Annotated in this window: 12 protein-coding genes; 7 read left to right on the forward strand and 5 right to left on the reverse strand. The window is 47.6% G+C overall.

What is annotated here, in order from left to right:
- The first annotated feature begins 186 nt into the window (after positions 1–186).
- A complete protein-coding gene (locus L5M18_RS02830) occupies positions 187–2,301 on the forward strand; it encodes a M13 family metallopeptidase (RefSeq protein WP_263195904.1) in 2,115 nt (704 codons plus the stop codon).
- Between the two features lie 51 nt (positions 2,302–2,352).
- Here the strand turns inward: L5M18_RS02830 and L5M18_RS02835 are convergent, their stop codons facing one another.
- A complete protein-coding gene (locus L5M18_RS02835; protein WP_263195905.1) occupies positions 2,353–4,746 on the reverse strand; it encodes a fatty acid cis/trans isomerase in 2,394 nt (797 codons plus the stop codon).
- Between the two features lie 255 nt (positions 4,747–5,001).
- Here L5M18_RS02835 and L5M18_RS02840 point away from each other — a divergent pair, with 255 nt between their 5' ends.
- The 4 genes from L5M18_RS02840 (at position 5,002) to L5M18_RS02850 (ending at position 7,854) form a co-directional block, all read left to right on the forward strand.
- Positions 5,002–5,631 carry a flavin reductase family protein gene (locus L5M18_RS02840; protein ID WP_113939209.1) on the forward strand — a complete coding sequence of 210 codons (630 nt, stop codon included), beginning with the start codon at positions 5,002–5,004 and terminating at the stop codon, positions 5,629–5,631.
- Between the two features lie 828 nt (positions 5,632–6,459).
- A complete protein-coding gene (locus L5M18_RS23465) occupies positions 6,460–6,771 on the forward strand; it encodes a type II toxin-antitoxin system MqsR family toxin (RefSeq protein ID WP_394474184.1) in 312 nt (103 codons plus the stop codon).
- A gap of 13 nt (positions 6,772–6,784) precedes the next feature.
- Entirely contained in the window at positions 6,785–7,342 is a 558-nt protein-coding gene (locus L5M18_RS02845) for a type II toxin-antitoxin system MqsA family antitoxin (RefSeq protein WP_263184549.1), read from the forward strand.
- A gap of 2 nt (positions 7,343–7,344) precedes the next feature.
- Entirely contained in the window at positions 7,345–7,854 is a 510-nt protein-coding gene (locus L5M18_RS02850) for a hypothetical protein (protein ID WP_263184545.1), read from the forward strand.
- A gap of 541 nt (positions 7,855–8,395) precedes the next feature.
- Here L5M18_RS02850 and fre read toward each other — a convergent pair.
- Positions 8,396–9,106, reverse strand: a complete 711-nt coding sequence (fre, locus tag L5M18_RS02855) for an NAD(P)H-flavin reductase (protein ID WP_263195906.1) — start codon at positions 9,104–9,106, stop codon at positions 8,396–8,398.
- Between the two features lie 114 nt (positions 9,107–9,220).
- Positions 9,221–10,702: a 4-hydroxy-3-polyprenylbenzoate decarboxylase gene (ubiD, locus tag L5M18_RS02860; RefSeq protein ID WP_263184543.1), complete on the reverse strand. Its 1,482-nt coding sequence runs from the start codon at positions 10,700–10,702 to the stop codon at positions 9,221–9,223.
- A gap of 159 nt (positions 10,703–10,861) precedes the next feature.
- On the opposite strand from ubiD, the gene L5M18_RS02865 reads away from it, so the two are divergent.
- Positions 10,862–11,671, forward strand: a complete 810-nt coding sequence (locus tag L5M18_RS02865) for a hypothetical protein (RefSeq protein WP_263195907.1) — start codon at positions 10,862–10,864, stop codon at positions 11,669–11,671.
- Positions 11,672–11,769: 98 nt separating this feature from the next.
- Entirely contained in the window at positions 11,770–12,993 is a 1,224-nt protein-coding gene (locus L5M18_RS02870; protein WP_263195908.1) for an MFS transporter, read from the forward strand.
- A 54-nt stretch (positions 12,994–13,047) separates the two neighbouring features.
- Here L5M18_RS02870 and L5M18_RS02875 read toward each other — a convergent pair whose 3' ends face one another.
- Both L5M18_RS02875 and accB read right to left on the reverse strand, forming a co-directional pair.
- Positions 13,048–13,725, reverse strand: coding sequence for an SDR family NAD(P)-dependent oxidoreductase (locus L5M18_RS02875; RefSeq protein ID WP_263195909.1), 678 nt, complete (start codon positions 13,723–13,725; stop codon positions 13,048–13,050).
- 81 nt (positions 13,726–13,806) lie between these two features.
- Complete coding sequence (accB, locus tag L5M18_RS02880) at positions 13,807–14,271, reverse strand: acetyl-CoA carboxylase biotin carboxyl carrier protein (protein WP_263195910.1); 465 nt, start codon at positions 14,269–14,271, stop codon at positions 13,807–13,809.
- Between the last annotated feature and the right edge of the window lie 16 nt (positions 14,272–14,287).

Here is a 14,287-nt window from a genome sequence, read left to right on the forward strand (position 1 = left end):
GTGCCTGCAGTTGAGCGCGGTCGTGATGATGCTAAGCTGCGTGTTTAAGCGTCTGGCTCAAATTGTTTGCATTAACTTTCTATCATAAAAATTGGCTTTGTTTTACTTCTTCATTCAGTGCCAGTTACACTGCCAAACTTAGCAATCACACTATAAATACAATAATAAAAGAAAGAGGAGTCATTCATGTCGGACCGTCTAATTCCCGTGCTGTTACTGTCTACTTCAGTACTGACGGGGCTCACTGCTTGCAGTGATAACACCACAGAAAACACTGTAAAAACCAGCGAAAACGCGCCAAAAAGTCAAGACGTTGCGGCTCAAATGCCGATTGGCATTAATGTCGCGGCTATGACGCCAACGGTAAAACCAGGGGATGATTTTTATACCTACGCCAATGGCGAGTGGATGAAAACGACAATGATCCCAGCCGATCGCTCCAGCACTGGCGCTTTCCTCGTTGCCTTTGAAGCAACCGAAAAGCATAAAACCAGTTTGATTGCCGATCTGGTGAAAGCGCAACATGCGGCGGGGAGCGACGAAGCGCGTATCGCCGATTTCTACAAGGCTTACACAGATACTGCCGCTATTGATGCCGCAGGAATGAAGCCTGCCGAGGCGGATATTGCCCGTTATGAGGCCATTGCGAGCAAGCAGGATTTATCTGCGGCGTTAGGCGGAAATCTGCGCGCCGATGTCGATCCTCTCAACGCGACTGACTTTTATAGCGAAAACCTATTTGGGATCTTCGTAACCCAAGGTTTAGCAACGCCGGGCGAAGTCTTACCTTACTTTTTACAGGGTGGTTTAGGCTTACCTGAGCGCGAATATTACCTGTCTGCCGATCCTAAAATGGTCGACATTCGCACCGCTTACCGCGCTTACATTGAAACCTTGCTTAAAGATGCGGGTGTGAGCGAGGCCGCTGTCCGTGCCGATCGTATTTTTGCCCTTGAAAACAAGATTGCCGCGGCCCACGCCAGCCGTGAAGCAAGCGAGGATTTTACTCAGTCTTCGGGGGTATGGAGCCGTGCTGACTTTGATGCCAAAGCACCGGGCATCGATTGGACTGCCTTTTTAGCGGCGGCTCAACTGGGCAATCAGCCTAAATTTGCGGCCTACCATGCAACGGCGATTACGGGACTTTCTGCGCTTGTGGCCTCTGAGCCTTTAGAAGCATGGAAAGATTGGCTCGTGTTTCACCATATCAACAGCCATGCTGATGTGTTGCCATCGGCTATTGACAACGCTTCGTTTGCTTTTAATGGCACTAAGCTTTCTGGCACGCCAGAGCAGCGCAGCCGCGATAAACGTGCCTTAGCGGCACTCGACCAATATTTAGGTGATGCCGTAGGCCATGCCTATGCCGAGCAATATTTCCCCGCTTCGGCCAAAGCAGAAGTCAGCACTATGGTGGATAACATAGTGGCCGCCTTCGGTCAGCGAGTGGAAAAACTCGATTGGATGGACCCTTCAACCAAGAAAGAAGCCCTAGCAAAAGTGGCCACTATGGCGGTGGGCGTGGGTTATCCCGATAAATGGCGCAATTACGACAGCTATGCAGTGACTGCGACCAATGCCTACGCCAATGCCATCAATGGCGAAAAAGTAGAGTACAGCCACCAGTTAGCCAAGATTGGCAAACCAATGGATAAAGGCGAGTGGTGGATGACCCCGCAAGTGGTGAATGCGGTGAACTTGCCGGTGCAGAATGCGCTTAACTTCCCTGCGGGTATTTTGCAACCGCCATTCTTTGATGCTAAGGCCGATGCGGCCTACAACTATGGCGCGATTGGCGCTGTGATTGGTCATGAAATCAGCCATAGTTTTGATAACAATGGTGCGGCCTTTGACTCGACTGGCGCTATGCGTAACTGGTGGACGCCCGCTGACTTTGCTCAATTTGATAAGCAAGGCGATGCGTTAGCGCAGCAGTTTGATGCTTATGCGCCTTTCCCTGATTTACACGTGAATGGCAAGTTGACCTTAGGTGAAAACATTGCCGACGTAGCAGGTTTAGCCGCCGCTTATGATGCTTACCATGCCTCGCTTAAAGGCAAAGATGCGCCTGTGATTGGAGGCTTTACGGGTGATCAACGCTTCTTTATCGGCTTTGCGCAAACCTGGGCCACTAAGATGCGTGACGAAGCCCTGCGTGCTCGGGTGGCAACCGATGGACATGCCCCCGGCATGTATCGCGCGCTGACCGTGCGTAACTTAGATGCTTGGTATACTGCATTCGATGTTAAGCCTGGCGACAAGCTGTATTTGGCTCCAGAAGATCGCGTTAAGATCTGGTAAGTTTACTGCGTTGATTTGAAAGGAAGGGGAACACTAACGTTCCCCTTTTTATTAACGATTTTGCAGTCGGTTGTAATCCAGCCACCCACTTTCTATCGGATGATTGTCGAAAAAGATCTGATTGAGTTCGTCACTAAAGGCCCAAAACTTCGGATCGGTACGGCGTACACCCACCATATCTAACAGTGCCTCATAGTCTTTTTCAGTTTGCATTTTCTCTACTGTCGCCACGACGTTAGGCAAGTCTTGTTCTTTCACTCGCCAAAATGCCTCAGGATAACTGCCCAATAAGCCATGCACTAAAGTGACGTCATCTTTAGCGGGTTCGCGGTTACTCGCCTCATTAAACAGGCTCGAAATATTCCGATGGGCGCTATTGCGAACTAAGGTAAATATCTCAGCTTTACCCGCTTTTTCAGGTTCGACCATGATCATGGTTAGTTCAGGTAACAGGGTCGCTTGTGTGCCTTTTAATCGATCTAATGTGTGTAAAAGTGCTTTGCTATGTATTTGCAAGCTACTATTTTCTATGTGATATCGATTGGGTTGAACCTTAGCAACCTTCTGCCCGAGTTTTTGATACAGCTCGCCCTTTAGATCGTCACTAAAGTAGAGTACGCCCGTAGGCTGATGAAAGGTGTTGATATCCCCTGCGATAAAGGCCGTGAGCTGAGTACCAGCCCCTTGATACCAATCACTCAACTGCTTGCGCCTTTCCTCCTGCGGCAACAGGGTCAGGAAATTCGATTCCCCCTCCATGCGTAAAAAATCCATGTATAAGCGAGTTAATAGCTGATGGCCGTAGTTACCATAAACATCGAAACCCGCGACCAATAAATAGTGGATACGCTCCAGTAAGGCATAATCGATAATCCAAGCCGTTTTGGGCGGTTCGCCGACTAAGCCTTTGACCACAGTGGCATTGTCGAAGTGGCGCAGCACTGTCAGGCTGGCATTATCATTGGTGTCGTCGCCATCCCAGAGCCCGTCTATGGTGAGGTGCTGGCCGTTTTTGAATTTCTCGTTCAAGAACTGATTACGCGCCCGCATATATTTGCCTTGCTTGGCGGCATATTTCACCCAAGTTACTGCTAATGCAGTGCTTTCTTCCTCTGCAGGCATACGTAGATTTTCAAGTTGGGAATGGTAAAAGGCGCTAAAGTCAGTGTCGTCCATATAATCTGGAGTCACAAAGTACACCCAGAATCTATCGTTAATGACATTGAGCGCCACCTGACCACGGCACACTGGGCCTTTGATAAAGCCCATAATGGTATCTTGGGCGCGGGTCAGCATAAATCGATAGCGCGCACTGGCAGGAATTTGAATAAAGGCTTCAAAGGGATTGGCCGCAACGCTCGGCTTGTAGCTCGGCAGTTGTGTGACTGAGTAATCCGCATCGATAAACCATTGTTGCCAGTTATTGAGCAAGCCGGTATTCAAAGCGTAGGGGATGTGGGTTTTATCGACTATGGTTGCCCGATAAGGCCGAAAGCGGTAATAGACTCGCTCCACCTTAGGATCGTCGAAGGGACGACGGGAGGCGATAATATCCAGCGCTTGCCCCGGCGGCGTCCGAGAACGCACTAACTCGAAGAATAAAGGCTGGGAGTTCGGTTGATTTAAAGACTCAAAATATAAGTGGAAGGCAAACAAATGCTCATAAATGTAACGTGCACTTAATTGGCTTTTTAAACTGTCGCCGTTTAAAAACTCCTCCCAGTGGGTTATTTCTGCAATAAATTCAGGTGTAAGCGCCTGTGCAAATGGCAGTGGTGCACCTTGCTCAAGCCAGTGCATCAACACTTGATGCTCATTCGCATTCAGTGCTGGCAAGCCATAAGGCATACCTGCAAGGGGCTGGCTTTGCTCGTATTTGTCCATTTCCTCTAGGCTGGCGCATTGCTGAACTCTGTCTAGGCTGAAATCAAAACGCTTATCTAAAATCTTGTCTTCGGGCAGAGGATGCATTTGCTTAAGCGTGAGCATTCTGGCTAATACCGAGGCTTGGGTATTGGCTTCTGGGGTTTGATCGCGCTCGTTTAGCATGGGGTAAAATCCGCGTTGACGCCAAGCTTCTGGGGTAAAGGCATCGACAAATAAGCGATTAGGTGTGGCAGCGACTAAACGTGTGCCTTGGTAAACCTTTTCCTTACTTGCCCCACGCTCTATACCTTCGCTCGAGGTCATTTTTAACTGACAGGGGGCATCGTAACAGGCATGACATACCACGCAGCGGCTATTGAGAATAGGCTCGACTTCTTTGTGCACAAACTCGGCTTGTTGAATAAATTGGTCGTTCAGCTGTGCATTTTCGACGCGTTTTTGCGGTGAGCTAGTGCCAAACAGGCTATTGAAATCGATTTGCGCTACGCTGGCACAACCTGTCGCTAACAGCACTGCGACCAACAACAACCTCTTCCATCCCCCTTTTATCGCGTCCATTCACCGCTCCTTCATTTGCCACATGCTATTTAGCAGAGTTAGGCTTTTTAGCCCACTGATAAGTATCACTTTAGCAGAAGAGTGTGTTGGATTTAAAATTTGCAGCCAGATGTTGTTCAAGGAGCTGACTTAAGTAGCCCTACAGACTTTTGGTCGCTGCTCGAAACTTGGGTAAGATAGCGGCTATAAAAGCGTAACTGTGATGGCTGTATTAATTGCTCCAGTATTGTTGTGGCAATAACAAAAGGATGAAGTATGACTGCTGATAACCGCTATTTTTACGAACCGAGCAAAGGCCATGGCCTTGCACACGATCCTTTAAATGCGATTGTGGGGCCTCGACCGATCGGCTGGATTTCATCGCGGAATACTCAGGGGCAACGTAATCTCGCACCTTACAGCTTTTTCAATTGTTTCAACTACAAACCGCCCATCATCGGCTTTGCCAGCACAGGCTGGAAAGACAGTGTTGCTAATATCGTCGAAACAGGGGAGTTTGTGTGGAACCTCACCACTCGCGGTTTAGCCGAGCAGATGAATCAAACCTCCGCCATGCTGCCACGCGGTCAAGATGAGTTTAGCTTTGCCGGACTCACGGCTAAAGCTGGCACCATTGTTAAGGCCGATTTGGTGGCTGAAAGCCCAGTAAACTTCGAATGCAAATTGTCCCAATGTATCCAGTTAACCGCCGCTAATGGCGACAAGATCGATACTTGGTTAGTGTTAGGAGAAGTGGTGGCCGTGCATATTGCTAAGCATTTACTCAATGCCGAGGGGATTTATCAAACTGCCCTTGCCGAGCCCGTATTACGTGCCGGCGGCCCATCGGCCTATTATGGGATCTCCGAAGATCTGCGTTTTGATCTACATAGACCACAAGTGTAGGGGGGGGGCTCAGGTGCCGCAGGGCTGTGGGTTTTCAAACTTCGTTTGAGTTTTAGGCATTAGTTTAACTTTTAACTTTTTAAATCAAAATCTAAGTCAAAGTCGTGGGGCTTCACCCCACACCCGACCAAGGAGGACTGCTCGTCCTATCCTCCTTGGATTCTCCATGACGCCCCTAGCGAAGTTACATGCATTAGTTACCTGTCTCATACTCCAATAAAAATCGCCTAACGGCTCAGATGGGACATCCCTGTCCCCCCGAGCCTGTGCCATCATCCATGATGTCGCCACGGCATTTTTATCTGCGTATTTCGACAACTTCGCAGGGGAAGTGTATCCCTTAATTTTGGTGTTGTTCGTTAGTTATTAAAAGCAAAAAGAGTTGTGGGTGTTTTGACTTTCGAGACGTCAATTTGGATCTCATTTGGGCGCAACAGACGCCGACCTTTATTTTTAACATCAGGTCGCAAGACTGCGAGCCATTAACGGTTGATACCCCGTTGTGAAAGGTGAATTATCGATTATCGTAAATGTAGTTTGAATAACATAGGACATTGGCTTTGCTAAACTCGAGGAGACATATGTGTCCTCGCTTTTGCGCACTTTTCGCTCTTTCCCGCTCCTTCGAGCAAAGGGGTGCTTGACGGTATCGATTGACTTATTATTCAAGAATAATACATTAGTCATTATATTTTTTTACACTTGGTTTCTGTTTGCTTCCTATTTACTACGGAACAATTAGTTAAAGAAGTTGTTGCAAATTTAACCAGCACCACCTAGAATCCGCGCACTTAAATCAACCATATTGGTTGATTTTGGGAATTACTAATGCCACAGTATGATCTAGCTACAGTGAAAGCTTTGGTTCATAACCAACGTAATATAATCATGCTAGGTAATAGCAGGAGAGATAGGATTAATCTTGGTTACGAGATGAGTGATGTACAAGCATGTATTAACATGCTTCAAGAAGATGGATTCCATAGGACACATGAATACGGTGACCATACCGTAGATTCCTATAAAATCAGTTATTTACTGAGCGGCCAAGAAATGGCTGACAACCTCTACATTAAGTTCTACATTGATAGAGAGCAACAAATAGTCGTAAAAGTGTTGTCTTTTCACATGGATAGGTGATAGCGGAGCAATTATGAAGAACTGCATTACATGTGGCTCTACTGAGACGCATGAAGTACAAGAAGAGTTGTTAATGCGTTACAAGAAGGTGCAACTGAAGGTTTTCAGTAAGTTCACTATTTGTGGAGCATGTGGAGAAGAGTTTGAATCATCTGATCAAGCAGATGCTAATGACCTTGTCATGAGAGAGGCTAAGAAGAAGCATGATGGCCTTCTTGGTAGAGAAGAACTAAGAAAGATCAGGCTGTCATTTAAGTTGACTCAACAAGAAGCTGCTATCGTATTTGGGGGGGGGATCAATTCGTTTTCTAAATATGAGCGTGGCGAAATATCACAAAGTGAGAGTTTAGACAAGCTCATCAGGCTTTGTTACTCAGACAGCTTTATTCTTAGGAAGCACCTTCAATTAATTAACAGAGTTGACTTATTTAGAATAAAAAATCCAGTATGCAAGGTATTAGATTTTGTTTCTGATGTTGAAGATATGTCTCTTCATTACTCTAAAAGAAACGCTGTAAATAATGCAACTCATAAGATATTGAACTCGGGCATAAGCCACTACGGGACTTAAAAATGAATCAAGAAGCAATCAGAGAAGCAATCGATAATTTAGAGCTTCTGAACATAAAACTTCGTGGTTCTTCTTTTCAAGTAAATGAGGAAATTGAAGGTGTTATCAGAGCTGATATGCAACAGCAAAGCATGCTACATATTGAAGGAGAAGTTATTGATGATGCGTTAGAATCTTCTAATGCTCAAAAGACTGCAAATATGCTCCAAGTCAAAATTACACTTGGAACAAGGTATATATTGAAAATAGATAATAGTTTGAAAGATAAAGTAAAAAAAGGACACGTGGAGACTTCCTCAGAGCCAACAGAGCTTGCGAAAATAGAGGCTACTTTTCTCTTAGAGTATTTAATTAAGGGAGAAATCAATGACTCATCAATTAAGGAATTCTGCGAGTTTAACTCTGTTCATAATTGTTGGTCATTTTGGAGAGAGCATGTTTTTAGTGTATGTCAGAAAGCTCACATTCCAGTTTTTAGCATTCCTTTTTTTAAGAGCACTAATAATAAATAGTATTACTAGTAAACTAGTTTCAACCTAGGCTTAAATCAGATACTTGATCAATTCCTTATCATTATTATATTAATATCCCACGACTTTGATCCAAACGAAGTTTGGAAAGCTTTAAAGTCGATATTCCTAGCATTCGCTAAAACTATAGAAATAATAAACCCCAGTAAACAGGGGTTTATTATTTGAGCCTATACTGGTAAAAATTTAATGAGCCATCCATTCTTAAACTTTCAGCAAGCATGACAGTAAAAAGAAGACTTTCAGGTTTCTGAGGAGTTTAGGGAGATTAAGCACTGGCATGTAAGTGACCGTTGACGGCATGGATGCCGTCGTCGAGCCCTCATGGACGAGTTTATGGCGTGTCACTGGAATGACAATGCTTAATGGCTTAATTTGATGCTAAATCAGTTGGTCAAATTAATCAGCTATTTGGTTAAGTGATTAAGCAACAGCCAGTTAGTTCAAAGCTGGATTCCCGCTTAACAGCATTGCGGGAATGACGCTGATGAGTGGCTGGCTTTAGAGACTACAAATCCATGCGTTATTTGATAAACGCGAATGCATCACCGTAGAGATGCGCTTCTTCTACACCAATCTCGCGGAAGATTTCCCGTGCTGCACCCACCATGTCGAAACGGCCGGCGATATAGATGTCGTAGCCATTTAAGCTGACAAAATCTTGTTTGATTTGCGCTAACAGATTAGCGGTTTTGCCTTGCCAATTAGAGGGAGCTTCTTCGATAACTGGCACGAAGTGTAACCAAGGGTGAGCGTCGTGCCACTCGCGGGCGATGGTTTCAAAATACATGGCATCTTGGGTGCGACAACCCCAATACAGCATAGTTTCAACCTGTTGGCCGAGGGCGATTTGGTGCTCGATGATACTTTTAATGTAAGAGAAACCTGTGCCGCCGGCGATTAACAGGCGAGGACGAATGCTTTCGTGACGCAGGTGGGCTTCGCCGCCTGGGGCTTCGATGTCGATAGTGCTGCCGTCAATAGCGCAGGCTTTCAGGCGCTCGACCACTTGCATTGGGTAGCTTTCACTTACAGCGGCGCCAATGTGTAATTCGATCAGCTCGGCGTTTGGCGCTGATGCGATAGAGAAGGGGCGTTTATCTTTTTCACCCATGACAACACATAAGTATTGCCCCGCTTGGAAATCGAAGGCGGTTTCAGGCCTTAACAATACTTGATATACGGCATCGTTAAATGGGTTAACTTTCTCTATCTTACAACGTATGGTTTTCATCAAACTTCCTTTGCACCTTTCTTCAACAGTATGTGTCTAGGTGTCGCTTTAGAGGCCTGTTATTGGCCTATTCTCTTGGCTAAAGCCGATACTTGAGTAATGGCTTAAGCTGAATTATAGGGTTGGGCTGTCGTCTATGCCTAACTCATCCCAGATTGAGTCGATCTTTTGTTTTACTTTTGGATCCATCACGATTGGCGTACCCCATTCGCGGTTAGTTTCACCTTCCCACTTATTGGTGGCATCGAGTCCCATTTTTGAGCCTAAGCCCGCAACGGGTGAAGCAAAATCGAGGTAGTCGATAGGGGTGTTTTCGATCATCACAGTATCGCGTTTAGGGTCCATGCGGGTGGTGATCGCCCAGATCACATCCTGCCAGTCACGGCAGTTCACATCTTCATCCACTATGACAATAAACTTAGTGTACATAAATTGGCGCAGGAAAGACCAAGCGCCCATCATCACCCGTTTGGCATGTCCCGGATATTGTTTGCGAATGGAGATCACTGCCATGCGGTACGAACAGCCCTCAGGCGGCAGATAAAAATCAACGATCTCAGGATATTGCTTACGCAAAATCGGCACAAACACTTCGTTTAATGCAACCCCCAGCATGGCGGGTTCATCCGGTGGACGGCCAGTGTAAGTGCTGTGGTAGATGGCATCTTTACGGTGAGTGATGTGGGTAACGGTAAATACTGGAAACTTATCGGTCTCGTTGTAGTAACCCGTGTGATCGCCGTAGGGCCCTTCTTCCGCCAGTTCCTCAGGATCGATATAGCCTTCGAGGATGATTTCACTGGTGGCGGGCACTTCTAAGTCACAGCTTAATGCCTTACAGACTTCGGTACGTTCACCGCGCAGTAAACCGGCAAAAGCGTATTCGCTCATGGAATCGGGGACTGGGGTGACGGCGCCTAGAATGGTCACAGGATCGGCGCCGAGTGCGACCACAACCGGATAACGCTCACCGGGGAATTGTTGTTTAAAATCAGCAAAATCTAACGCGCCGCCACGGTGGGACAACCAGCGCATGATCAGCTTGTTTTTACCCAGTAATTGTTGGCGATAAATGCCTAAATTCTGACGACTCTTGCGCGGGCCTTTGGTGATGGTTAAGCCCCAGGTCACCAGTGGCGCGACATCGCCCGGCCAGCAATGCTGAATAGGCAATTGAGTTAAATCGACCTCATCGCCGGTTTTGATGATTTGTTGGCAAGGCGGATTACGCACTGTCTTTGGCGGCATATTCAAGGCTTGCTTGAACATAGGGATCTTAGCGATCGCGTCTTTAAAACCCCGAGGTGGCTCAGGTTCTTTTAAAAAGGCTAACAGTTCGCCTACTTCGCGCAGGGCTAATGGGTCGTCTTTGCCGAGTGCCATAGCCACACGTTTTGGCGTACCAAACAGGTTTACCAACACGGGCATGTGATGATTTTTGGGATTTTCAAATAATAGCGCAGGGCCTTGAGCGCGTAATACGCGATCGGCGATCTCTGTCATTTCTAAATGAGGATCAACTGGGTAGCTAATGCGTTTGAGTTCGCCATTGGCTTCTAAGTGATCAATAAAGCTGCGTAAATCCTTAAAACTCATGTGGAAATAGCCTCTGCGGTGAAAATCCGTGTGGCGCGCACTATAGCATTTTTCTGTTTTAGGGTTAACCAATTCAGTGATCTTCAAGCTTAGGAAGCGTAAAATGGTTACCAGTAAGTCGCGATAGATCTCGCTTACGCCCTTTATTTCGAGGTTTATATGAATATTCCTGTATGGTTTGCTCAAGAAAAGTGTGTTCAAAGTCAATCACATGGCGCGCATAAGCGGTCGCTAAAGTGCTTGGTTTTATCGCTTGCCGTGGGGATCTCACTTTTGGGGGCGCTCAGTGTGCCGACTGTGGCTGTGGCCGGAAATAGAGGCTATTCGGATCAAGACGAACGCCACGGTCATCGTGATAGCCACAGTCGTGGCGATAGTCATTACAACAATCGTTATGACAATTATTACGACAACCGCCATGTGCGCAAAGATAATCGCCATTATCGTCCCTATTATCGACCTTATTACCCTTGGGGTTTAGGACTGGGTTTAGGGCTCGCTACGGGGTGGGGATCGGGTTGGAATGTCGGTTATGGTGTGAACACCCATTGGAACAATGATTGGGGTTGGAATACATCGCGTGACGCCTACGCTCGAAATTACTGGAACTCGCCCTATTCGGGCATAGGTTTGTCGATTCCTATGCGCTACGACGATGAACCAGTGGCCATTTCTGCACCTGTACGGGTAACAACCAGTATGCAGTATTCTGCGAGTGAAGGCCGTATGGTGTCGAGTATGCCTGTAAATATGGCCGGACAATCGACTGGACAACTGGTGTCGAAAACTAGTAACGGCACAGGCAAAACAGCTGCGACTCCGCGTCCACGCGCACCGCACAGTGTGTCTAGCTTGCCGAGCAATGCTAGGGTTGTGCAGCAGGATGGTCGTACACTTTACGAGTGGCAAGGCACGCTTTACGCCTACGACTGGAACAGTCAAACCTATCAAGAACAGTTAGTCAGATAGATTTACATTAGGTAAATGACTGAGAAATTGGAGCCCCTTAGTGGGCTCCAATTTATTTATTAGCTAGTTGTCGTTTTATAGCATAGCGGAGAAAAAGTTTGAAAACCGTTCAAAATCCATCTGTCCAAAATCAGCATAAGGGCGCCAGTACATTATGGGTGTTACTTGCCTTAGCACTCGGCACATTCGCTTTAGGCACCACAGAATTTGCTTCCATGACCTTAGTGCCTTATATCGCGAGTGATTTAGGGGTAGAGGTTGCCCATGTGAGTTATGCCATCAGTGCCTATGCGCTGGGGGTTGTGGTCGGTTCGCCAATTATCATGGTGCTAGCCGTTAGGGTCAGACGGCGAACACTCTTGATTGCCTTAGCCGCGTTAATGGCGGTGGCCAATGGCTTAAGTGCGTTAGCGCCATCGTTGAATTGGTTAATCTTTTTTCGTTTTCTCAGCGGCTTGCCCCACGGCGCTTATTTCGGCGTGGCTATGTTGCTCGCCGCCTCTTTAGTGCCGCCAGAAATGAAGGCCCGCGCCGTATCGCGGGTGATTATTGGCCTTACGCTGGCGACGATTATCGGTGTGCCGTTTGCGACTTGGATGGGGCAAACTGTGGGCTGGCGCTCGGGCATTGGCATAGTGGCGATTCTGGCGACCATTACCGCGATAATGGTGTATTTTTTAGCACCTAATCAAGCCGTGCCCGCTGATGCGAGTCCCAAAAAAGAGCTACAAACCCTGAAGAATCGTGAAGTCTGGTTGACGCTTGGCATCGCGGCCATTGGCTTTGGCGGTATCTTCTGTGTGTATACCTATCTGGCTGAAACCTTAATCCAAGTGACGCAAGTCGAGCCGTTTAAGATCCCGATCATGATGGCGGTATTTGGTATTGGCGCAACATTGGGCACCTTAGTTTGCGGCTGGGCGGCGGATAAGTCGGCCTTAGCGGCGGCGTTTTGGTCGTTAGTGTTAAGCACTGTGGTGTTGGCGATTTACCCGAGTTTGACCGGACATTACTGGGCGCTGATGCCCGTGGTATTTTTTGTCGGTTGTGGGTTAGGGCTCGCCACTATTGTGCAAGCCAGATTGATGGATGTGGCACCCGATGGGCAAGCCATGACAGGCGCTTTAGTGCAATGCGCCTTTAATCTTGCCAATGCAATTGGCCCTTGGGTGGGCAGTTTAGTGATACTGTCTGGACAAGGCATTGCCGCGACAGGTTATGCGGCGTCTTTGTTGTCATTGGGGGGACTGCTGATGTGGTGGCTGACCCACAGAGAAAGCCGTCGCGTCGTTACCCTAAACACAGCGAACTGCGCCGACTAGCGAGTGCTAAGGAAGAGACGCAGTGGTCATATTCTGCGTCTCGAATCCGCACATTTAGCCCCTTTGTATGGTGATATCGGCGATATAACCATGCTCTGTGGCAACTAAGGCTTGTTTGAGCATGCCAGCCGCTTCATCGGCGGACATAAAGCTTGAGGTATCTAAAGCCTTACCGCTACTGGGCCAAAAGCCTGTGTCCATGCCGCCGGGATACACGGCAATCAACTTCATTGGGCTTTGTTTAAGCTCTAATCGCACCGACTCGATAAATCCCCGCACCGCCCATTTTGCCGCGCAGTAAGTGGATTCGCCCGCCTTGGCGGCCAGTGCTGCGGTGGACATGACCACAACCACAGTGACTGCTTGATCTTTATAGCGTTTCACTAATTCCCGCACTAACAGAATCGTCGAGGTGACATTGTTATTGAGCAGGCTTTGGATATCGTTCACCCCTTGGGTTTCAATCGCACCAAAGTAGCCGCTGCCCGCACAGTGGATCACGGTTTTAGGGGCTTGCGTTAGGCCATCGAACAGGGCTTCGAGACTCGATTCACTGGCGAGATCGGCGGTGATCGCGGCGATCGTTTTGTTGGAGAAGGGCGTTAATGCATTGGCGACGGTTTGCAGACGCTCGGCATGGCGGCCTGTGAGTGTCAGTGCTTCATTCTCTTTGGCGTAGAGCGATGCGAGTGCCGCGCCTAAACCACTGCTGGCGCCGGTAATTAATATCATAGTGACCTCGGTTAATGCTGTCTTGGCTTGAAAACCGCAGCTTAAACTCAAGTGCGCTTCAATTCATGGGAAGGCGAGCGGTTAGATTAAGGTAAATAGCGGTTGATCGAATGCCACTTCATCGCCGTCTTTGGCCCAAATAGCGCTGACCACGCCATCGCGCTCGGCTTGGATGGGATTCATCATTCTCATCGCTTCGATAATGCAGATCACTTCACCTTGGCTCACTCGTTGACCGACTTTAACCAGCGGCACCTCATCGAGTTCTGCCGACGCGTAAAAAGTGCCGACCATAGGTGAGACTTGTACAAAACCTTCTGTACTTGGCGTAATGCCTGTTTGCGAATGGCTTGTTTGCTTTGCCTGTTCACTCAAAGGCGCGACTCGTGCTATGGCTGGCGTTTGCGATGACTGCATATTGGCTGGCATAGGGCTGTAGCGGGTGATGCGAATTGATTCTTCACCTTCTGTGATCGCCAGTTCTGCTATGTCAGATTCTTGTACTAACTCAATGAGTTTTTTAATTTTACGAAGATCCATTGCCATTTATCTGCCCTTGCAA

This window comes from Shewanella sp. SM20 (assembly GCF_025654545.1).
Classification (GTDB): domain Bacteria; phylum Pseudomonadota; class Gammaproteobacteria; order Enterobacterales; family Shewanellaceae; genus Shewanella; species Shewanella oncorhynchi.